16 protein-coding genes are annotated in these 21,324 nt (G+C 72.9%); 13 read left to right on the forward strand and 3 right to left on the reverse strand.

Features of this window, described 5'->3' with window-relative positions; translation table 11 throughout:
• The first annotated feature begins 193 nt into the window (after positions 1-193).
• From ACFV6E_RS15055 to nudC, 4 genes are all read left to right on the forward strand, one after another.
• On the forward strand, positions 194-3,742 hold the full coding sequence (locus tag ACFV6E_RS15055) for a UvrD-helicase domain-containing protein (protein WP_385461886.1): 3,549 nt from the start codon (positions 194-196) through the stop codon (positions 3,740-3,742).
• 91 nt (positions 3,743-3,833) lie between these two features.
• A complete protein-coding gene (locus ACFV6E_RS15060) occupies positions 3,834-7,475 on the forward strand; it encodes a UvrD-helicase domain-containing protein (RefSeq protein ID WP_385461888.1) in 3,642 nt (1,213 codons plus the stop codon).
• Between the two features lie 10 nt (positions 7,476-7,485).
• Positions 7,486-8,889 (forward strand): dipeptidase, encoded by a 1,404-nt coding sequence (locus tag ACFV6E_RS15065; RefSeq protein ID WP_385461891.1) that lies wholly within the window; start codon positions 7,486-7,488, stop codon positions 8,887-8,889.
• 109 nt (positions 8,890-8,998) lie between these two features.
• The gene (nudC, locus tag ACFV6E_RS15070; protein ID WP_385461894.1) at positions 8,999-9,946 is read left to right on the forward strand and encodes an NAD(+) diphosphatase; all 948 of its coding nucleotides are present in this window, start codon (positions 8,999-9,001) and stop codon (positions 9,944-9,946) included.
• A gap of 111 nt (positions 9,947-10,057) precedes the next feature.
• Here the strand turns inward: nudC and ACFV6E_RS15075 are convergent, their stop codons facing one another.
• A complete protein-coding gene (locus ACFV6E_RS15075) occupies positions 10,058-10,315 on the reverse strand; it encodes a glutaredoxin domain-containing protein (protein WP_385171013.1) in 258 nt (85 codons plus the stop codon).
• Between the two features lie 299 nt (positions 10,316-10,614).
• Here ACFV6E_RS15075 and ACFV6E_RS15080 point away from each other — a divergent pair, with 299 nt between their 5' ends.
• The 5 genes from ACFV6E_RS15080 (at position 10,615) to ACFV6E_RS15100 (ending at position 14,506) form a co-directional block, all read left to right on the forward strand.
• On the forward strand, positions 10,615-12,819 hold the full coding sequence (locus ACFV6E_RS15080) for an ATP-dependent DNA helicase UvrD2 (RefSeq protein ID WP_385461897.1): 2,205 nt from the start codon (positions 10,615-10,617) through the stop codon (positions 12,817-12,819).
• A gap of 163 nt (positions 12,820-12,982) precedes the next feature.
• Positions 12,983-13,303, forward strand: coding sequence for a hypothetical protein (locus ACFV6E_RS15085; protein ID WP_385171007.1), 321 nt, complete (start codon positions 12,983-12,985; stop codon positions 13,301-13,303).
• 173 nt (positions 13,304-13,476) lie between these two features.
• Positions 13,477-13,845, forward strand: a complete 369-nt coding sequence (locus ACFV6E_RS15090; RefSeq protein WP_010984500.1) for a WhiB family transcriptional regulator — start codon at positions 13,477-13,479, stop codon at positions 13,843-13,845.
• Positions 13,842-14,165, forward strand: a complete 324-nt coding sequence (locus ACFV6E_RS15095; protein ID WP_385171004.1) for a hypothetical protein — start codon at positions 13,842-13,844, stop codon at positions 14,163-14,165. Before ACFV6E_RS15090 ends, ACFV6E_RS15095 begins: the two co-directional genes overlap by 4 nt.
• Positions 14,166-14,281: 116 nt before the next feature.
• Positions 14,282-14,506, forward strand: a complete 225-nt coding sequence (locus tag ACFV6E_RS15100; RefSeq protein WP_385174412.1) for a hypothetical protein — start codon at positions 14,282-14,284, stop codon at positions 14,504-14,506.
• 13 nt (positions 14,507-14,519) lie between these two features.
• Here ACFV6E_RS15100 and ACFV6E_RS15105 read toward each other — a convergent pair whose 3' ends face one another.
• On the reverse strand, positions 14,520-15,917 hold the full coding sequence (locus ACFV6E_RS15105; RefSeq protein WP_385174409.1) for an ABC1 kinase family protein: 1,398 nt from the start codon (positions 15,915-15,917) through the stop codon (positions 14,520-14,522).
• Complete coding sequence (locus ACFV6E_RS15110) at positions 15,910-17,184, reverse strand: TOMM precursor leader peptide-binding protein (RefSeq protein ID WP_385174407.1); 1,275 nt, start codon at positions 17,182-17,184, stop codon at positions 15,910-15,912. The genes ACFV6E_RS15105 and ACFV6E_RS15110 overlap by 8 nt, the downstream gene beginning before the upstream one ends.
• A 214-nt stretch (positions 17,185-17,398) precedes the next feature.
• Here ACFV6E_RS15110 and ACFV6E_RS15115 point away from each other — a divergent pair, with 214 nt between their 5' ends.
• The 4 genes from ACFV6E_RS15115 (at position 17,399) to ACFV6E_RS15130 (ending at position 21,301) form a co-directional block, all read left to right on the forward strand.
• Entirely contained in the window at positions 17,399-17,995 is a 597-nt protein-coding gene (locus tag ACFV6E_RS15115; RefSeq protein ID WP_385461900.1) for a M48 family metallopeptidase, read from the forward strand.
• 135 nt (positions 17,996-18,130) lie between these two features.
• A complete protein-coding gene (locus ACFV6E_RS15120) occupies positions 18,131-19,837 on the forward strand; it encodes a TerD family protein (RefSeq protein ID WP_385461903.1) in 1,707 nt (568 codons plus the stop codon).
• A gap of 11 nt (positions 19,838-19,848) precedes the next feature.
• Complete coding sequence (locus ACFV6E_RS15125; protein WP_385174398.1) at positions 19,849-20,529, forward strand: AIM24 family protein; 681 nt, start codon at positions 19,849-19,851, stop codon at positions 20,527-20,529.
• Between the two features lie 16 nt (positions 20,530-20,545).
• On the forward strand, positions 20,546-21,301 hold the full coding sequence (locus tag ACFV6E_RS15130; protein WP_385174395.1) for an AIM24 family protein: 756 nt from the start codon (positions 20,546-20,548) through the stop codon (positions 21,299-21,301).
• Positions 21,302-21,324: the final 23 nt, after the last annotated feature.

Below are 21,324 nucleotides of genomic sequence, written 5' to 3' on the forward strand. Positions count from 1 at the left end.
AGGGGAAGAAGGGGAAGCCCTGCTTCCACAGGACTCACCGGCGTAGCGTCGGCGACGCGCGTCCCCCTCACCCCGCGGCCCCCGCCCTCCGTACGCGGCGGCCGTCCCACCCGTCGCCCGACCGCCACCCTCCGACGACGGTGCTCCGCGCCGACAGTGACAGATCGCACAACCACCAGGACCGGCGAACCACGTGAGCTCCTCTTCTTCCACCAGGCGCCTGTCGCACCCCCAGGTGCGACAGGGGACCCGTGGCGCCTACCGACTGGTGCGGACCCCGCCGGTCCGGCAGGACCCCCCTCGTCTGGACGCGGCACAGCGCTCGGTGGTTGACCACGGCCGCGGCCCGCTGCTCGTCCTCGCCGGCCCCGGCACGGGCAAGACGACCACGCTCGTCGAGTCCGTCGCGGCCCGGATCGCCCGGGGCGGCGACCCCCGGCGGATCCTGGTGCTCACCTTCAGCCGCAAGGCCGCTGTGGAGCTGCGCGACCGGATGGCCCTGCGTACGGGCGCCGCCCGCGCTCCCCGGGCGACCACCTTCCACTCGTTCTGCTACGCCCTGGTCCGTGCCCACCAGGACAGCGATCTGTTCGCCGAACCCCTGCGGCTGCTGTCCGGTCCCGAGCAGGACGTGGCGGTGCGCGAGCTGCTCGCCGGCCAGCCCGGCCTGGAGCGGCTCGGCCTCGCGCACGTGCGCTGGCCGGACGAGCTGCGCGCCTGTCTGACCACACGCGGCTTCGCGGACGAGGTCCGCGCGGTGCTCGCCCGCACCCGGGAGCTGGGCCTCGGCCCCGGCTCCCTGGACGCCTTCGCGGCCCGCATCGGCCGCCCGGACTGGCGCGCGGCGGCCGCCTTCCTCGCCGAGTACCTGGACGTCCTCGACATGCAGGGAGTGCTCGACTACGCCGAACTCGTCCACCGCGCGGTGCTGCTCGCCGGCCGGCCGGACGTCGCCGAGTGGCTGGCCGCCCAGTACGACGCCGTCTACGTCGACGAGTACCAGGACACCGACCCCGCGCAGGTACGGCTGCTCCAGGCCCTCGCGGGCGGTGGCCGGTCCCTGGTGGCCTTCGGCGACCCCGACCAGTCGATCTACGCGTTCCGGGGCGCCGACGTGAACGGCATCCTGGACTTCCCGTACGCCTTCCCGCGCGGCGACGGCCGTCCGGCGCCGGTCGAGGTGCTGCGGACGTCCCGCCGCTCGGGCGCCGCCCTGTTGGCCGCCACCCGGCTGCTCACCCAGCGCATGCCCCTGACCCGCCTCCCGGCGGAGAAGGTGCGCGCTCACCGTGAGCTCGCGCCGGTGCGGGACGGCGGCCGCGTGGAGGTCTTCACGTACCCGACGCCGGGCACGGAGCTGGACAACATCGCGGACATCCTCCGTCGGGCCCATCTGGAGGACGGCGTCCCCTGGGGCGAGATGGCCGTCCTCGTGCGCGCGGGTTCCCGCACCATCCCGGGCGTCCGCCGCGCCCTCACAGCTGCCGGGGTCCCCCTGGACATCGACGGCGACGACCTGGCCCTGCGCCACGAACCGGCGGTGGCTCCGCTCCTCACGGCCCTGCGAGCGGTCGCGGCGGCGGAGTCGGGGACGGCACCCGAGGGCGAAACGCCTCACCAGGGGGAGCCGTCCGGCGCCGACCGGGACGCCGGTGCGGCCGCGCCGACAGAAGCCGATGCCGACGTGGCTGTGCCCACAGAAGCCGACACCGATGCGGCAGTGTCCGCAGAAAGTGATGCCGACGCCGACGGGGACCCGTCCTCAGGTACCGATGCCGACGGGGACCCGCCCTCAGGTACCGATGCCGACGGGGGCGTGCCCGCGAACACGGCCGACGCGTCCGCCACCGCCCCCGCGCGGCAGACGTCCTGGCTCGACACCGAGACCGCGCTCACCCTGCTGGCCTCCCCCCTCGCCGGCATGGACGCCGCCGACCTGCGGCGGCTCGGCCGCGCCCTGCGCGAGGAGGAGCGGGCCGGGGGCAACCACGTGCCGCCGCCCTCGGACGAGCTGCTGGCACGGGCACTGGCCGAACCGGAGCGGCTGGTCGCGCACGACCCGGCGTACGCACGGGGAGCCCAGCGCCTCGGCACACTGCTCCGCAAGGCCCGCGAACGCCTCGCGGGCGGCGGCACCGCAGAGGAGGCCCTCTGGGACCTCTGGGAGGGCACCCCGTGGCCGCAGCGCCTGGAGAGGTCCGCCCGGCGCGGCGGCGCGGCCGGGCGCAACGCGGACCGCGACCTTGACGCCGTGTGCGCCCTCTTCGCGACCGCGGCCCGCGCGGAGGAGCGCACCGGCGGCCGTGGCGCACTCAACTTCCTGGGGGAGATCGAGGCCCAGGACATTGCGGCGGACACCCTGACCCGCCGCGCCGTGCGCCCTGACGCCGTACGCCTGATGACCGCGCACCGCTCCAAGGGCCTCGAGTGGCGCCTCGTCGTCGTCGCGGGTGTCCAGGAGGGGCTCTGGCCCGACCTGCGCCGCCGCGGCTCCCTGCTGGAGGCGGACCGCATCGGCCGCGACGGACTCGCCGAACCGCTCACCCCGGGAGCCCTCCTCGCCGAGGAGCGCCGGCTGTTCTACGTGGCCGCCACGCGCGCGCGCGAACGCCTCGTCGTCACCGCCGTGAAGGCCCCCGCCGACAACGGCGACCAGCCCTCCCGCTTCCTCACCGAGCTCGGCGTCGAACCGAAGGACGTGACAGGCCGCCCGCGCCGTCCCCTGTCGGTCGCGGCCCTCGTCGCCGAGCTGCGGGCCACCACCGTCGACCCGCGCGTCTCGGACACCCTCAGGGAGGCCGCCGCCCGCCGTCTGGCCGCACTCGCGGCGCTCGGCGACGAGGAGGGCCGCCCCCTGGTGCCTTCCGCGCACCCGTACCGCTGGTGGGGCATGTACGAGCCGACCGAGAGCAAGGTCCCGCTGCGCGACCGTGACCAGCCGGTGGTGCTCTCCGGCAGCGCCCTGGACCAGCTCGCCAACACCTGCGCCCTCCAGTGGTTCCTGGGCCGCGAGGTCAAGGCGGACGCCCCCGCGACGGCCGCCCAGGGCTTCGGCAACGTGGTGCACGTGCTCGCCGACGAGGTCGCCTCCGGACACACCCCGGCCGACCTCGCCGTCCTCATGGAGCGGCTCGACTCGGTGTGGAACGCGCTGGCCTTCGACGCACCCTGGAAGTCGGCGCAGGAGAAGGAGCACGCGCGCGTGGCGCTCGAACGCTTCCTCCGGTGGCACGTCATGGACCGCGCCGGCCGCACCCCGGTGGCCAGCGAGCACGACTTCGACGTCACCCTCGAAGCGGGCTCCTACGAGGTGCGCATCCGCGGCTCCATGGACCGCGTCGAGGCGGACTCCCAGGGCCGTGCCTACGTCGTCGACTTCAAGACCGGCAAACAGGCGCCGAGCGCCGCCGACGTGGCCCGCCACCCGCAGCTCGCCGTGTACCAGCTGGCCGTCGGCGAGGGCGCCGTCGACGACGCCTTCGACGGCGTACGCCCCGAGCCCGGCGGTGCGGAACTCGTCCAGCTGCGGCAGGGCGCCGCCAAGAAGAACGGCGGCGAGGCCCTGCCGAAGGTGCAGGCCCAGGAGCCCCTTTCCGGGGAGTGGGTCGGCGACCTCCTCGCCACGGCCGCGGGCAAGGTCCTCGACGAACGGTTCACGCCGACCACGGGCCAGCACTGCACGCACTGCGCGTTCCGGGCGTCGTGCAGCGCTCGCCCCGAGGGGCGCCAGGTCATCGAGTGACGTACGGCACCACACGTGCTGACCTGCGTTTCTTCCGGCCCGGCCGCCGATGCGGTCTCCGCTGTCAGTGGGCGCCGCTAGCCTTCCTGAGGTGTCCGCCCGTATCACCGACCCCGAGCAGCTCAAGGAGCTCCTGGGGATCCCGTTCACCCCGGAGCAGACGGCCTGCATCACCGCACCGCCCGCCCCGCAGGTGATCGTGGCCGGAGCCGGGTCGGGCAAGACCACGGTGATGGCGGCCCGGGTGGTGTGGCTCGTCGGGACCGGCCAGGTGGCCCCGGAGCAGGTGCTGGGCCTGACGTTCACCAACAAGGCGGCGGGCGAACTGGCCGAGCGCGTCCGCAAGGCACTGATCAAGGCGGGCGTCACCGACCCGGACGTGATCGACCCCGACAACCCGCCGGGCGAACCGGTCATCTCCACGTACCACGCCTTCGCCGGGCGGCTGCTCACCGACCACGGGCTGCGCATCGGGCTCGAACCGACGGCGCGGCTGCTGGCCGACGCCACCCGCTACCAGCTTGCCGCGCGAGTGCTCCGGGAGGCCCCGGGTCCCTACCCCGCGCTGACCCGCTCCTTCGCCGACCTGGTCAGCGACCTCCTGACGCTCGACGCGGAGCTGGCCGAACACCTCGTACGCCCCGAGGATCTGCGGGCGTACGACGCCGGGCTGCTGCGGGCCCTGGAGGGCGCCAGACTCAGCAACGCCGAGCTGCGCAAGGTCCCCGAGGCGGCCGCGGCCCGCCGCGAGCTGGCCGAGCTGGTGGGCCGCTACCGCGCGGCCAAGCGCGAGCGCGACCTCCTCGACTTCGGCGATCAGATCGCCCTCTCGGCCACCCTGGCCCGCACCCGTCCGGAGGTCGGCGCCATCCTGCGGGATGAGTTCCGCGTGGTGCTGCTCGACGAGTACCAGGACACGTCGGTGGCCCAGCGCGTCCTGCTCGCCGGACTGTTCGGCGGGGGCACCGGCCATCCCGTGACCGCCGTCGGCGACCCCTGCCAGGCGATCTACGGCTGGCGCGGCGCCTCGGTCGCCAACCTCGACGACTTCCCCGAGCACTTCGCACACGCCGACGGCCGCCCCGCGACCCGCCAGGCGCTCAGTGAGAACCGGCGCAGCGGCGGACGCCTCCTGGACCTGGCCAACGGACTCGCGGAGCCCCTGCGCGCGCTGCACGCGGGCGTGGAGGCCCTCCGCCCGGCACCCGGGGCGGAGCGCGACGGCCTGGTCCGCTGCGCGCTGCTGCGCACCCACGCCGAGGAGATGGACTGGCTCGCCGACTCCATCGCCCACCTGGTGCGCACCGGCAAGGCACCCGGGGAGATCGCCGTGCTGTGCCGTACGGCGACGGACTTCGCGCAGATCCAGGGAGCGCTCGTCGCCCGGGACGTCCCGGTCGAGGTGGTGGGCCTCTCCGGACTGCTGCACCTGCCCGAGGTGGCGGACCTGGTCGCCGTCTGCGAGGTCCTCCAGGACCCCGGCGCCAACGCCTCCCTCGTACGTCTGCTCACCGGCCCGCGCTGGCGGATCGGCGCACGTGATCTCGCACTCCTGGGCAGGCGCGCCCGTCTTCTGGTGTCCCACACGCGCGTGGACGCCGACGACGACCCGCAGCGCCGGCTCGCCGCGGCCGTCGAGGGGGTCGACCCGGCCGAGGTGATATCGCTCGCGGACGCCCTGGACACCTTCCTGGAGATGCCCCTGGGGTCCGAGGCCCAGGACGACGGACTGCCGTTCTCGCCGGACGCCCGGGTGCGTTTCGCGCGGCTCGCCGCCGAACTGCGCGACCTGCGCCGCTCGCTGGCCGATCCGCTGATGGACGTCCTGCACCGCGTGCTCGCCGTCACGGGCCTGGAGGTCGAGCTCTCCGCGTCTCCGCACGCGCTGGCCGCCCGCCGCCGCGAGACCCTGTCCAACTTCCTCGATGTCGCTGCGTCGTTCGCCGCGGGCGACGGGGAGGCGACGCTGCTCGCCTTCCTCGGCTTCCTGCGGACGGCCGCCCAGTACGAGAAGGGCCTCGACAACGCCCTGCCCGGCGGCGAGAACACCGTCAAGGTGCTCACCGCGCACAAGTCCAAGGGACTGGAGTGGGACGTCGTCGCCGTCCCGGGTCTGGTCACCGGAACCTTCCCCAGCAGCCAGGGCCGAGAGAAGTGGACCGCCCAGGGCAAGGTCCTGCCGCACGAACTGCGTGGCGACGCCGACACGCTGCCGGACATCGACGTCTGGGACTCCCGGGGCATGAAGGCCTTCCACGAGGCCATGAAGGACCACCAGCACACCGAGGAACTGCGCCTCGGATACGTCACGTTCACCCGCCCCCGCTCCCTGCTGCTCGGCTCGGGCCACTGGTGGGGCCCCTCCCAGAAGCGGACGCGCGGCCCCTCGGACTTCCTGCACGCCCTTCAGGAGCACTGCGCGGCCGGGTTCGGCGAGACCGAGGTCTGGGCGGACGAACCGGCGGAGGACGAGGAGAACCCGGCCCTGCTGGAGGCCGCCGCCGACCACGCCTGGCCGCTCCCGCTGGACGACACGGCCCTCGCCCGCCGCCGCGCCGCGGCCGAGACCGTCCTCGCCCACCTGGAGCGGGTCGCCTCCCACGACCGCACCCACCCGGGAGCCGCCCCGGACGACGTCCTCCAGGGAGGTGCCCTTCCGGAAGGCGCCCTCCCGGGTGGCGCCGTCCACGACCTCGGCTCGTCCGACGACCCGGAGTGGCCACCGCCCCCGGACGACGACGAACCTCCCCACAGCGAGCCTCCCTACGACGAGGGCGGTCACGGCGGCATCCCGGAAGACGCCACCGACGACTGGGACTCCTGGACGACGGCCCGGCCGGCCCACCCGGCACCCACCGCACCGGCATCCCACGCGCGCGTGCCGCTCACCCCGCGGCACCCGGAGCCGGACCCGCCGCACGACGAGCCGCCCCGGCCGGCCGTCCCGCACGCCCGCCGCCACCCGGAGGACCCCGGCCCCGCGAGTGCCCCCCTCACCCCGGAGGAAGCCCGCACCATCGCCTCCTGGGACCGTGACCTGGACGCCCTCACCGGAGAGCTCCTGAGCGCCCGCGCGCGCGTGACCGACGTCCCCCTGCCCGCGTCGCTCACCGCCACGGAGCTGCTGCGCCTGGCCGCCGACCCGGACGGCTTCGCCCGGGAACTGGCCAGGCCCATGCCCCGCCCGCCCCAGCCCGCCGCCCGCCGCGGCACCCGCTTCCACGCCTGGATCGAGTCCCGCTTCGAAGCCCTGCGGCTGCCCCTGCTGGAACCGGAGGAGCTGCCCGGCAGCGAGGCGGAGATCGCCGACGAACGTGATCTCGAAGCCCTCAAGGAGGCCTTCGAACGCACCCCCTACGCCCACCGCACGCCCTACCGCGTCGAGACCCCCTTCCAGCTCTCCATCGCGGGCCGCGTCGTACGGGGCCGGATCGACGCCGTGTACCGGGAGGGCGAGGGCGACGCCACGACGTACGAGATCGTCGACTGGAAGACCAGCAGGACCCGCAGCGCCGACCCCCTCCAGCTCGCGGTGTACCGGCTCGCATGGGCCGAGCAGCAGGGCGTGCCCCTGGAGTCCGTCAAGGCCACGTTCCTGTACGTCCGCAGCGGCGAGACCGCCCGGCCGGGACCCCTGCCGGGCCGCTCCGAGCTGGAACGGCTGCTGCTGGGGCAGCCGCCGGAGCAGCCTCCCGAGGAGCCGCCGGACGAGCATGCCGGCGCGGGCCGATAGGCTCGTGACCATGAGCGAGACCCCGGACAGCGCCGTCCGCACCTACATCGGCGAACACCGCACCGCCTTCCTCGACGACCTCGCGGAGTGGCTGCGGATCCCCTCGGTGTCGGCCCAGCCCGCGCACACCGCGGACGTACGGCGCAGTGCGGACTGGCTCACCGCGAAACTGACGGAGACCGGCTTCCCGACCAGCGAAGTCTGGGAGACCCCGGGCGCACCCGCCGTCTTCGCCGAGTGGCCCTGCGACGACCCCCGGGCGCCCACGATCCTCATCTACGGCCACCACGACGTGCAGCCGGCCGCCCGCGAGGACGGCTGGGACACCGACCCCTTCGAGCCCGTGATCCGCGGGAACCGGCTCCACGCGCGTGGGGCCGCCGACGACAAGGGCCAGGTGTTCTTCCACACACTCGGCGTCCGCGCCCACCTCGCCGCGACGGGGCGCAACGCCCCCGCCGTCCACCTGAAGCTGCTCGTCGAGGGCGAGGAGGAGTCCGGCTCGCCGCACTTCCGGGCCCTCGTCGAGCGGCACGCGGACCGGCTCGCCGCCGACGCGGTGATCGTCTCCGACACCGGCATGTGGTCCGAGGACACCCCGACCGTCTGCACGGGGATGCGCGGGCTCGCCGAGTGCGAGATCGAGCTCTTCGGACCCGACCAGGACATCCACTCGGGCTCCTTCGGCGGGGCCGTGCCGAACCCCGCCACCGCGGCGGCCCGCCTGGTCGCGGCCCTGCACGACGACCACGCGCGCGTGGCCGTACCAGGCTTCTACGACGGAGTGAGCGAACTCACCGAGCGCGAGCGCGAACTCTTCGCCGAGCTGCCCTTCGACGAGCAACGCTGGCTGCGCACCGCCAAGTCGCACGCGACCTGCGGTGAAGCCGGTCACACCACCCTGGAGCGCATCTGGGCCCGGCCGACCGCCGAGGTCAACGGCATCGGCGGCGGCCACCAGGGCCCCGGCAGCAAGACGATCGTTCCGGCCTCGGCCCTGGTCAAACTCTCCTTCCGGCTGGTCGCGGGCCAGGACCCGGACCACATCGAGAAGGCCGTCCGCGACTGGGCCGCCGGACAGCTCCCCGAGGGCATCCGGTACGAGATCACCTTCGGCGCGGCCACCAGGCCGTGCCTGACCCCCCTTGACCACCCCGCCCTCCAGTCCGTCGTACGCGCCATGAGCAGGGCCTTCGAGCAGCCGGTGCGCTACACGCGCGAGGGCGGCTCGGGACCCGCCGCGGACCTCCAGGAGGTGCTGGGAGCGCCCGTGCTCTTCCTGGGCATCTCCGTCCCGTCCGACGGCTGGCACGCACCCAACGAGAAGATCGAACTCGACCTCCTCATGAAGGGCGTCGAAACCACCGCCTACCTGTGGGGCGACCTGGCCGCGAACTGGGGCGAGGCACACTGAAGAAGTCCGGCCACGCGCCGAGGAGCGACCCGCACACCCGTCCCGCCGCACACCCTGCTGAACCGCCCGCCGAACCAACCGCTGCACACCGGGGGAGTTGGAAGCACCCGTGACCACCTGGACCGACCACACCGCCGACCGTCCCATCTCGCTCACCGCCCCGAGCGGCATCGACCGGGCCGCCCACCACCGGCTCGACGAGGCCTGGCTCGCGGCGGCGTGGAGCCACCCCACGACCCGCGTCTTCGTGGTCTCCGGCGGCCAGGTCCTCATCGACGAGACGGCGGACGGCACCACCGAACTCGTCATGACTCCGTCCTTCGAGGCCCCGCTCACCGAGGCGCACCGCTACTTCCTGGGCACCGACGACGGTGTGAGCTATTTCGCACTCCAGAAGGACGCCCTCCCGGGGCGCATGGACCAGTCCGCGCGCCCGGCAGGGCTGCGCGAGGCGGGCCTGCTGCTGTCGCCCCGTGACGCGGGCCTGATGGTGCACGCCGTCGCCCTGGAGAACTGGCAGCGCCTGCACCGGTTCTGCTCCCGCTGCGGGGAGCGGACGGTCATCGCCGCCGCCGGCCACATCCGCCGCTGCCCGGCCTGCGGCGCCGAGCACTACCCGCGCACCGACCCGGCCGTGATCATGGCGGTGACGGACGACGAGGACCGCATCCTGCTCGGCCGCCAGGTGCACTGGCCCGAGGGCCGCTTCTCGACCCTGGCCGGCTTCGTCGAGCCCGGCGAGTCCATCGAGCAGTCGGTGCGCCGCGAGGTCTTCGAGGAGGCGGGCGTCACGGTCGGCGAGGTCGAGTACGTCGCCAGCCAGCCGTGGCCGTTCCCGTCCAGCCTGATGCTCGGTTTCATGGCGCGGGCGACCTCCTCGGAGATCAACGTCGACGGCGAGGAGATCTCCGAGGCACGCTGGTTCTCCCGCGAGGACCTGCGCAGCGCCTTCGAGTCCGGCGAGGTGCTGCCCCCGTACGGCATCTCGATCGCGGCCCGCCTGATCGAGCTCTGGTACGGCAAGCCGTTGCCCCGGCCAGGCGGCTCGGCGCTCTGACCGCCCGCACCGTGCCCCGGCCGACGGGGGCCGGAAACGCGCAGACCCCCGATCGGTCACCGGACCGGTCGGGGGTCGTGCACAGGGGCCGGACGCCGAGCGTCCGCCTCGTCAGGCGCCGAGCGCCTGCTTCACCTGGGCGAGGCTCGGGTTCGTCATGACGACCTCGGGGCCGCCGTCGGCGGGCACGATCTGCAGGGTCGGGACCGTCTGGTTCCCGCCGTTCGCCTTCTCGACGAAGGCCGCGGACGCCGGGTCCTGCTCGATGTTGATCTCGTCGTACGCGATGCCTTCGCGGTCCATCTGGCTCTTCAGCCGACGGCAGTAGCCGCACCACGTGGTGCTGTACATCGTCACAGTGCCCGGCATGTCTGCTGTGCTCCTTCGTTGGTGTGGTGCGCTGGATACGCGGTCGCTGACAGTGGAACGCGGACGGTGTGACGGCCATTCCCTCTCGCGCCCGTGCCCTCCCGCGCCCGTGTCCCACCGCGACCGTGCTTCCCCGCGCCCGTGCCCCACCGCGCCCGTGTCCCACCGCGACCGTGCTTCCCCGCGCCCGTGCCCCACCGCGCCCGTGCCTCCCGCACCCGTGACGCCTGCCGCATTAGTACGACTGCGAGAGCCTCCCTGTGGACAACCCGCTCGTCCGTCTCCGGCGACCTGGCAGCATGGCAGATGTGACAGCAGCAACGCACTCCACTCTCTTCCCACCGGCACCGGACTCGGCCGACGCGGTGCTCGACGGGCTCGACCCCGAGCAGCGCGAGGTCGCGACCGCCCTGCACGGTCCGGTGTGCGTGCTGGCCGGAGCCGGCACGGGCAAGACGCGGGCGATCACCCACCGCATCGCCTACGGAGTGCGCGCCGGGATCCTCCCTCCCACCAGCGTGCTGGCGGTCACGTTCACCAACCGGGCCGCGGGAGAGATGCGCGGCCGGCTCCGCCAGCTCGGCGCCTCCGGCGTCCAGGCCCGTACGTTCCACTCGGCCGCCCTGCGCCAGCTCCAGTACTTCTGGCCGAAAGCGGTCGGCGGCGGACTGCCCCGGATCGTCGACCGTAAGATCCAGCTCGTCGCGGACGCGGCAGCCGCCTGCCGGATCCGTCTCGACCGGGGCGAGCTGCGGGACGTGACCGGCGAGATCGAGTGGTCCAAGGTCACCCAGACCGTCCCCGGTGACTACGCGGCCGCGGCCGCCAAGGCCGGCCGTGAGGCCCCCCGCGACCCGGCCGAGATCGCTCAGCTCTACGCGGTCTACGAGGACCTCAAGCGGAACCGGGCGGTGATCGACTTCGAGGACGTCCTGCTGCTCACCGTCGGCATCCTCCAGGACCGGCACGACATCGCCGAGCAGGTCCGCTCCCAGTACCAGCACTTCGTGGTCGACGAGTACCAGGACGTCAGCCCCCTCCAGCAGCGCCTCCTTGAGCTGTGGCTGGGCGACCGCGACAGCCTGTGCGTCGTCGGTGACGCCAGCCAGACGATCTACTCGTTCACCGGTGCAACCCCCGACCACCTCCTCGACTTCCGCACCCGCCACCCCGGGGCCACGGTCGTCAAGCTCGTCCGGGACTACCGCTCCACGCCCCAGGTGGTCCATCTGGCCAACGGTCTGCTGTCCCAGGCCCGCGGCCGGGCCGCCGACCACCGGCTGGAGCTGATTTCCCAGCGCGAGCCGGGACCCGAGCCCGTTTATGCGGAGTACACGGACGAGCCCGCCGAGGCGGAGGGTGCCGCCCGCCGCCTCCGCGACCTCATCGCCTCGGGCGTCCCGGCGGCCGAGATCGCCGTCCTCTTCCGTACGAACGCGCAGTCCGAGATATACGAGCAGGCCCTCGCGGACGCCGGTGTGCCCTACCAGCTCCGTGGTGCCGAGCGGTTCTTCGACCGCCCCGAAGTGCGCAAAGCCGGCGTGGCCCTGCGCGGCGCGGCCCGCTTCGGAGGCAACGACTCCCTCCTGGACGACGCCGTCGACCTGCCCTCACAGGTCCGCGCGGTGCTGTCCGGAGAGGGCTGGACCAGCGAGCCGCCCGCTGGTTCCGGCGCGGTCAGAGAACGCTGGGAGTCACTGGCCGCTCTTGTCCACCTCGCACAGGACTTCGCCGCCGCCAGACCCGGCGCCACCCTGAGCGACCTGGTGGCGGAGCTGGACGAGCGTGCCGGCGCCCAGCACGCGCCGACCGTCCAGGGCGTCACCCTCGCCTCCCTGCACTCGGCCAAGGGACTCGAGTGGGACGTCGTCTTCCTGGTCGGCGTCGCCGAGGGCATGATGCCGATCACCTACGCAAAGACGGACGACCAGATCGAGGAGGAACGCCGCCTGCTCTACGTCGGCGTCACCCGCGCCAGAGAGCACCTCTCCGTCTCCTGGGCGCTGTCCCGTTCGCCCGGCGGCCGGCTCAACCGCCGCCCCAGCCGCTTCCTCGACGGCCTGCGCCCCGGCTCGGTCGCCACCGCGGGCCGCACCGGCGCCGGGGGCGCGGGCGGGATCGAGCGCGGTGCCGGGAGCAGCGGAGGCAGCGCCGTGCGCCGCCGGGCGCGGACCCCGGCCCGGTGCCGGGTCTGCGGCCGCAGTCTCACGGACGCCGGTGAGATGAAGCTGATGCGCTGCGAGGACTGCCCCTCCGACATGGACGAGGGGCTGTACGAGCGGCTGCGGGAGTGGCGGGCGGTGCAGGCGCAGCGCAGCGGGCAGCCCGCCTTCTGCGTCTTCACCGACAAGACGCTGATGGCGATCGCCGAGACCGTGCCCGAGGACGAGGGGGAGCTCGCCCGGATCCCCGGCGTCGGCGTGCGCAAGTTCAAGCGGTACGGGGCCCACGTACTGGCCATTTGCGCAGGCCAGGAGGTCGACGTAGACCAGCAGGAGGACTGATTCAAACTCGTCGAAAAAATAGTTTGCGCATGCCCCAGCAATCCCCATAGGTTCTTAGCACGGAAGCGGCGGCCTTCTCCGAGGCCGAGGTTCCGTGCTGTACTTAATATCCGTCGGACCGGTTCGCCCCGGTCCCCCAAGACGCCGAGAGGAGGCGATTCCAGTGATCAGCATCAACAGCAGCTCCATCAGCACCGTCAAAATGACCGATCGCTCGGTCGTCTCCACGTGCCTGCTCGGCGTCTCGACCCTGGGCACCGGTCTGTCCGGCATTTCCGCCGTCCGGCCGGCCTCCCCTGTGTCTCTCTCGGATCTCCCTGTCCGTGAGCGCAATGAGCGACCGACCCAGGCACTGGAAGCAGTAGCGGCAAAGGCGCAGGCCTATGCCTTTGCGGCAGCCGGTGCCGGATCCCGCAAGCAGATGACGCAGCACCACACGATGTGGGCCTTCCGTGGGCCTGAACCCTGGAGTGATCCAGCCTGATCGGCGATCAGGCCGGCGCCTTCAGGGCCGCGGAACCCCACCCGGGATCCGCGGCCCTTCTGTTTGTCCCCGACCGGGGGCGGCAGAGCGAAGGGGCCTCGGGACAAGAAAAGACCCGGTACCAGCCGCCAACCGGCCAACCGGCCGGCACGACCAGACGAGGAAAGCAAACCGTGCAACTCGAAGCGCACGCCCCGTCCGTACCGCCTTCCGAAACGATCCCCCCGCCCGGCCTCACGGAGGACTCCACCTTGATCCCGCTCACCGCGCTCACCGCGCTCGACGACGCCATCGAGAACCTCGGCGTGCCCGTCCCCTGCCGGTCCTACGACCCGGAGGTCTTCTTCGCCGAGTCGCCGGCGGACGTCGAGTACGCCAAGTCCCTCTGCCGCACCTGCCCGCTGATCGAGGCCTGCCTCGCGGGGGCGAAGGAGCGGCGTGAGCCCTGGGGCGTCTGGGGTGGCGAGCTCTTCGTCCAGGGTGTCGTCGTGGCCCGCAAGCGGCCTCGTGGCCGTCCGCGCAAGAACCCGGTCACGGCATGAACACCGTAGGAACGATCGACCGCCCCCTGACGAACGACCCCAAGAAGCAGGCCCCGATGAAGCCGTCCACCAACGAGCCCGCAGGCTCCGCGACCCCAGACTTCACGAGCACCGGCGCGAACGACTCGCGTCAGAACAGGACCCGAGAGATGCAACTCATCCCAGAAGCCCTGGCTCGTGCGCATATGCACGACCTGCTGCGGGACGCCGAGCGTGACCGCCAGGCCCGCCGCCTGGCGGCCGCCCGGCGGATGCAGCGCCGGGCCGAGCGCGCCTCGCTGCGCGCTCGCCGGGCACTGGCCACGGCCGTCATGCAGTGAGCCACACCGGGCGTCCGCACGGGACGCCCGCCCACCACGGGGGCCGGTCCGAACGGACCGGCCCCCGTGGTGCGTTGTGTCCGCCGGGCCACTCGGCCCGGCGGTATCGTCGCCGGGTGACGAGTTCTCCCGGGGACAGTGACACCGGCGACTCCGCGCGGCGGCCCGATACGGCGGACGCCCCGCGCGTGACGTGCGCCCGCTGCGGCGCCTCGGCCGAAGAGCCTCCGCTGACCTGGACCTGCTCCGTGGAGAACGGCACCCGCCGCTACTTCTGCGACGACTGCTCAAGGGCGCATCTCCGATCGATCGAAGGCCGGCTCGACTCGGCCTGGTGGTAGCGGGAGCCCGGCGTCAGGCCTCCACGGCCGGCTCCTCCTCGTCCGCTTCCTCTTCCGCCTCCGGCAGTTCCTGCGGCGCGTCCTCCCCGGAGGCGACGAAGCCCGGCAGCCACTCCTCCAGTTCGTCCCGCAGCCGCACCGTCGCGCCCAGTTGGCACAGGACTCCTATGGTGCTGAGCGTGACTCGGTGGATCAGCAGGTAGGACGGCGGCAGGTTCAGCCGGCGGCCGAGCTGGTGGGCGGGGGAGCGGGGGTCGGCGATGCGCGCCGCCTGACTGCGCATCCAGCCGCGGGTGAAGGTGAACTCGTCGGCCTGGGCCGGCTCGATGATCGGCAGCAGATAGTCCAGGACCGCGTCGGGGTCGAGTTCTATCGACTCCTTGACGAAGCCCTCCTCGCAGAGAAGGCCGTAGACAGCGTCCGCCTCTCCTTCGAGGGTCAGACGCAGGGAATGGCCGATGGTCGGGGGCAGTCCTCCCGGCAGCCGGTCGACCGTGCCGAAGTCCAGGACGCCCAGCCGCCAGCCCTCGTCCTCGTCGGGCAGCAGCCGGAAGTTGCCCGGGTGCGGATCGGCGTGCAGCGAGCCGGTGCGGGCCGGACCCGAGAACAGGAAGCGGGCCAGCAACTGCCCGGCGCGGTCGCGCTGCTCCGCAGTACCGTCGGCGATCACCTCCGAGAGCGGAATCCCGTCGATCCACTCCGTCACCAGGACCTGCTCGCTCTGGTGGACGACGGCCGGAACCACCACGTCCGGGTCCGCCGCGAACTCCTCGGCGTGCGCCGACTGGGCCTGCGCCTCCAGGCCGTAGTCGAGCTCCTCGGACACGCGGTCCCGCAACTCGGTGATCAGCGGCTTGATGTCCATGCCGGGAATCAGCGGGCCGAGGAGACGGGCGAAACGGCTGAGCTGACTGAGATCCGACAGCAGGGCCTCACCCGCGCCGGGATACTGCACCTTGACCGCGACCGCGCGCCCGTCGTGCCACACCGCCCGGTGCACCTGTCCGATCGAGGCCGCCGCCGACGGCTTGTCCTCGAACTCCAGGAACAGCTCCGGCCAGTCCTCGCCCAGCCGCTCGGCCAGCACGGAGTGCACCGTACGGGTCGGCATCGGGGGCGCGGCTTCCTGGAGCTTCGTCAGGGCCGCGCGGTACGGCCCGGCGACCTCCTCGGGCAGCGCCGACTCGAAGACGGACAAGGCCTGCCCGAACTTCATCGCGCCGCCCTTGAGCTCGCCGAGCACCTTGAACAACTGCTCCGCCGTGCGCTGTTGCAGCTCGCGGCCCACGATCTCCGCCGACTTCCCGCCGATGCGTTTGCCGAGTCCCCACGTCGCCCGCCCGGCGAAGCCGAGCGGGAGCGCGGCGAGCTTGGCGGTCCGGGTGACCGCCTTCCGGGGAAGATCAGACATGCGCCCTCCAGGTCCCAGACAGCCGCGCCGCTCGTGCCGTGCTGCGGTGCTCGGTGGGCGGCTGTTGCTCCGCCATTGTCTCGTGCGGCTCCCTGTTCTTAGAGGTGTGTTCTGCCTTACCTCTCTCCGCCGCGCCGCACGGGCATGCGGGGTGGGCGCAGATCTGGCGGGCATGCCAGTTCAGGCCCGGCAGGGAGGCTTCGCAGCGGGCTCCCGCGCTGGACGGCGATCCGCCGTCCAGGAACGTCAGCGCGTGTCCGGCGGCCAGTCCGGCGACGGCCGCGGACAGCGCCAGGTCACAAGGCTGCGGCGGCCGGGCACCACCGGACCGCCACTGGGCGATCAGCCGCGGCCAGGTCTCGTCCCGGTCGGCGCGCCCCCGGTCGAGACAGCCCGCGCATCCGGTCCCGCCGGGCAGCACCAGCGGGCCGACCACACCTGTGGCCTCGACCACGCCCGCGTACAGATGCGGGGTCCCGGAGGCGAGAAGGTCCTCGGCGGCGGCCGGGTCGGGAGCGTGGACGGCGAGACCGTCCCTGGGCGCCAGGACCACCAGGGACCAGCCGCGTTCCGGGGCGAGGCCCGGCGCCCGGTCCACCGGCGCACGCCCGTCGGCCGTGGAGGGCCGTCCCGCCGATCCGTCCGCCGGTCCGGCACGGCGGCGTCGCGGGCGCTCCGGAGCGGCCCGCCGGACCGCCCGCCGCGCGGCCTCGGCCCGGCGCTCGCCGATGGAGTCGGCGGGCAGCCCGCCCGGAGCGACGTCCCACGGCTCGACGCAGCCGCCGTCGCGCACCTCCACCTCGCCCACGCCCGCGCCCGCCAGCAGGGAGGCGAGGACGACACCCACCCGTCCCGCGCCACGGACCTGCACGCGCAACCCGCCGCGGGCTGCCAGGCGCTCGATCCCCTCACCCGGCTCCGTGGTGATCACGGACAGGGACGCGAGGTCCGGCCTGAGCCGGTCGAGGACCGCCTTGCGTGCGCGCAGGGCATCGGCCGCGGCACCTCCGCCCGTCGCGTCGTCCAGCAGCCCCGCTCCGGCCAGCCGCTTCACCAGGCCGTCCACATGACCGTCCGGCAGTCCCATCCGGCGTCCCTCGTCCCGCAGCAGCGGCAGGCCGCGGGTCCCGTCGAGCAGCGTCAGGAAATACCCCGTCGCCGTGTCCAGCGGGCCCAGGACCATTGCGTGCGCCGGTGCCATCCCGAACTGCACGGTGCCCGGATCCCGCCAGCCGCGCCGCAGCGCGGGCTTCACCATCGGATGCATGCCGGCCCCCGTAACTTCCGTGTCTCCCCGTGTGCCGGTGGGCCGTGATGCGTGCCACCGACGCATGCCAGCATGCCCGCCGCGCTCACGGAGTGCCGAAAGTTGTCCACAGGTCGCACTGTTCGTCGTACAAATCCAGCGCACGGAGTGCGGTTCCGCACCGAACCGTCCCGGGGGCGGGACTTCCGCCCTGCGCAACCGGTACGGTCGGGGCGTGCCCGCCGACCCACTGCACCGCGCCGGAAAGCCACAGCGCAGCACGACGAGCCAGCCGCCAAGCGGCTCGGGGGCGAGCGCGATCGAGGTCCGCAGGAGCACCCGCCGACGCAGGACGGTCTCCGCGTACCGCGAGGGCGATCGCACCGTCGTGTTGATCCCCGCCCGGATGTCCGAGGCGGAGGAGCAGCGCTGGGTGACCGTCATGCTCGACAAACTGGCCGCCCAGGAGAGCAAGCGGAAGCTCGGCGACGGCGAACTCACCGAGCGCGCCGCCCGGCTCTCGGCGCTGTACTTCGACGGCCGGGCCCGGCCCACGTCGGTCCGCTGGGTCACCAACCAGAACACCCGCTGGGGCTCCTGCACCCCGTCCGAGGGCAGCATCCGGCTGTCCCACCGGTTGCAGGGCATGCCGGAGTACGTCGTCGACTACGTCCTGGTGCACGAACTCGCGCACCTGCTCGTCCCGGGGCACGGTCCCCGTTTCTGGCAGCTCCTGGAGGCGTATCCGCGCACGGAGCGCGCCCGCGGCTATCTCGAGGGCGTGGTCGCCGCCGACCGGCTGCCGCACCGGCCCGCCGCGCGCGAGGAGTGACCCGGCTGGACAGCCCCGCCCGAACGCGGAGGCAGGGATTGTGTACCGGGTCTGTACCGGCTTCGTATGGTCCCGGAGTTTGCCGTTAGCCTGGCGCGACGCACTCGCATTCGGGATGGGGGACGGTCGTTACGCATGGCCAGGGAATTCCAACGCGGCCACAAGGCCAAGATCAGTGACCTCACCGCGGGCACCGATCTGTACGTAGGCGTGCAGATCACCGGCCCCGGACTGAGCTTCGACATCAGCTGCTTCGGACTGGACGCCGACGAGCGCCTGTCGGACGACCGTTACTTCGTCTTCTTCAACCAGCCGAAGACGCCCGAGGAAGCGATTCAGCTCCTCGGTGCGCAGGCGGGTGACACGGAGTCCTTCCGCGTCACCCTGGACCGGATCCCGCCGCAGATCCAGAAGCTTGCGTTCACGGCGACGGTCGACGGCGCCGGGCAGATGTCGCAGATCGCTCCCGGTTACCTGCGCGTCGTCGCGGGCGGCGAAGAGGTGGCCCGGTACTCCTTCAACGGCGCGGAGTTCTCCACCGAACGCGCGGTGATGCTGGGCGACTTCTACCTCAAGGACGTCTGGCGGTTCGCCGCCGTCGGCCAGGGCTTCGACGGCGGCCTCGACGCGCTGCTGAAGAACTTCGGCGGCGAGGTCGCCGAGGAGGAGCCCGCGGCCCCGCAGCAGCCGCAGGCCGGCGCGGCTCCCGGGTTCGCGCCGCCCGCCCAGAGCACCCAGCCCCCGTCGTTCGGGGCCCCGGCGGCCCCCGCTCAGCAGCAGCCTCCCGTCGCCCCGGCCCAGCCGCAGGGCTTCGCGCCGCCCGCGGGAGGAACACCGCCGCCCGCGCCCGCACCGGCGCCCGCGCCCTCGGTGCACGCCGCCCCGACCATCGTCGCGCCCCTCGGCCAGCCCGGCGCCGGCACCGTACCGCCGCCCGGCCCCGCGCCGTACGCGCAGCCGCCCGGCCAGCCCGGACCGCCCCCCGGCTACGGCCAGCAGCCGCCCGCGCCGAGCGCGCCGATGCCGCCCGGCTACGGCCAGACGCCTCCGGCGCCCCCCGGTTACGGCCAGCCGCCCGCCCCTCCCGGCTACGGTCAGCAGCCGCCCTACGGCCAGGTGCCCGGCCAGCCAGGAGCGCCGGGCGGGTACGGCGTCCCTCAGGGTGCCCCGCAGGGCGGTGCAGGAGTGAGCGCCGCGCTCCAGGCGTTCAAGGAGACGCCCACCGGGCAGCGCTGGACGCAGCAGAACAAGAAGCTGATCCGGGTCGACCTCGGCGTCGGCGGCGACCAGCCCGTGCTGGCCCGCCAGGGCAGCATGGTGCTCTACCAGGGCAAGGTCGACTTCAGTTACAAGGGCGCCGGCTTCGCCGGCCGCATCGTGGGCAACGCGACCGGCCAGGAGATGCAGCTCATGCGCTGTACCGGCCGGGGACAGGTCTTCCTCGCCGAGGACGCGACGATGCTGCACCCCATCGAACTCCAGGGCGACGCGATCTGTGTGTCCGCGGAGAACGTGCTGGCCTTCGACGAGACGCTCCAGTACGAGGTGCGCAGGATCGAGGGACACGGCATCCCCGGGGGCGCCCTCTTCACGATGCAGTTCCAGGGGACCGGCACGATCGTCGTGAAGACCCACGGCGCGCCCGTGGTGCTGCCGGTCACGCCCACCACGTTCGCCGACTGCAACGCGGTGGTGGCCTGGTCCGCGGCCTCCCAGGTGATCGTCTCCAGCCAGGTCAGGATGCGCCGCAACGCCTACCCGGGCGACACCGGCGAGAGCGTGAACCTCCAGTTCCGCGGCGCGCCCGGCAATTTCATCGTCGTCCAGCCGTACGAGGTCTGAGGGAGCCCGTCATGAACCAGCCATTCGCGGGCTTCGCCCCGGCACCCGTCTCCGCCCGCATGGAGAACCACGGCAACCACATGCTCAAGGTCGCCATGCAGACCGGGAACGACCTCTTCGCGCGCGTGGGATCGATGGTCGCCTACGAGGGGTTCGTCCAGTACGAGCCCAATCCGCCGGCCGTGCGCCAGATCGCGCGCGACTGGATGACCGGTGAAGGCGCCCCCCTGATGAAGTGCACCGGCGACGGTCTGCTCTACCTCGCCGACTACGGGGCGAACGTCGTCGTCATCAACCTCAACGGGGACGCGATCTCGGTCAACGCCACCAACCTGCTGGCCTTCGACGCGCACCTCACCTGGGGCGTCGAGCGCGTCAAGGGCCTCGCCAAGTTCGCCGGCCAGGGGCTGTGGAACACCAAGATCTCCGGGCAGGGCTGGGTGGCCCTGACCTCCCGGGGCAAGCCGATCGTCGTCGACTGCGGCGGCGGCGAGGACGAGACGTACGTCGACCCGGACGCCCTGGTCGCCTGGTCCCCGAACCTGAAGGTGAAGGGCAAGCGCAGCTTCAAGGCGCAGTCGCTGATCGGGCGGGGCAGCGGAGAGGCGTACCAGATGGCGTTCTCCGGGCAGGGGATCGTCGTCGTCCAGCCCAGTGAGGACAGCACCGACCGCCTCCGGATCCGGGGCTGAGGGGGAGCAGGACACCATGCAGAGCCCGCTTTTCGGCTACAACGAACAGCAGACCCAGGAGCGCTACAGCCTGCAGAACTCGCAGATGCTGCGCGTCACCCTGGAGGGCCACGACGACGTCCTCGCCCGCAAGGGCACGATGGTCGCCTACCAGGGACTGGTCGAGTTCGACGCCGAGTACGAGAACAACGGCCAGCGCCGCGCGCGGGCGCACACCGGCGAGGGCCTGAGCCTGATGCGCTGCCACGGGCAGGGCACGGTCTACTTCGCCAACCTCGCCCAGCACGTGCACGTGGTGGACGTCGAGCAGGACGGCCTCACCGTCGACAGCAGCTACGTGCTGGCGATGGACTCCTCGCTGCACCACGAGGTCATCGCGGTGGACAGCCAGTACGGCATCTCCGGCTCCGGCAAGTACCAGCTCAACATCACGGGCCGGGGCAAGGTGGCCCTGATGACGTCGGGGATGCCCCTGATGATGCAGGTCACCCCGGACAAGTACGTCAACTGCGACGCCGACGCGATCGTGGCCTGGTCCACCTCGCTGCGGGTGCAGATGCAGGCCCAGACGCACTCCTCCGGCGTGTGGCGGCGTCGCGGCAGCACCGGTGAGGGCTGGGAGCTCAGCTTCATGGGCCAGGGGTACATCCTGGTGCAGCCCAGCGAGCTGCTGCCCCCGCAGAACGCCGTCGTCGGCCAGGGGCTGCGCGCCCAGTACGGCATGGGCCAGCAGGGCGCCCGCGGGCAGAACCAGGGCAACGTCTGGAGCTAGCGGACGAGGTCCCAGGGGCCATG

Origin of the sequence: Streptomyces sp. NPDC059785, from assembly GCF_042732375.1 — a bacterium.
Taxonomy (GTDB): Bacteria; Actinomycetota; Actinomycetes; order Streptomycetales; family Streptomycetaceae; genus Streptomyces.

Bases quoted from the DNA above. Each gene is read 5' to 3' on its own strand.
- ACFV6E_RS15065 (WP_385461891.1), top strand. From the start codon at position 7,486: ATGAGCGAGACCCCGGACAGCGCCGTCCGCACCTACATCGGCGAACAC.
- ACFV6E_RS15075 (WP_385171013.1), bottom strand. From the start codon at position 10,315: ATGCCGGGCACTGTGACGATGTACAGCACCACGTGGTGCGGCTACTGC.
- ACFV6E_RS15080 (WP_385461897.1), top strand. From the start codon at position 10,615: ATGGCAGATGTGACAGCAGCAACGCACTCCACTCTCTTCCCACCGGCA.
- ACFV6E_RS15095 (WP_385171004.1), top strand. From the start codon at position 13,842: ATGAACACCGTAGGAACGATCGACCGCCCCCTGACGAACGACCCCAAG.
- ACFV6E_RS15105 (WP_385174409.1), bottom strand. From the start codon at position 15,917: ATGTCTGATCTTCCCCGGAAGGCGGTCACCCGGACCGCCAAGCTCGCC.
- ACFV6E_RS15110 (WP_385174407.1), bottom strand. From the start codon at position 17,184: ATGCATCCGATGGTGAAGCCCGCGCTGCGGCGCGGCTGGCGGGATCCG.
- ACFV6E_RS15120 (WP_385461903.1), top strand. From the start codon at position 18,131: ATGGCCAGGGAATTCCAACGCGGCCACAAGGCCAAGATCAGTGACCTC.
- ACFV6E_RS15125 (WP_385174398.1), top strand. From the start codon at position 19,849: ATGAACCAGCCATTCGCGGGCTTCGCCCCGGCACCCGTCTCCGCCCGC.
- ACFV6E_RS15130 (WP_385174395.1), top strand. From the start codon at position 20,546: ATGCAGAGCCCGCTTTTCGGCTACAACGAACAGCAGACCCAGGAGCGC.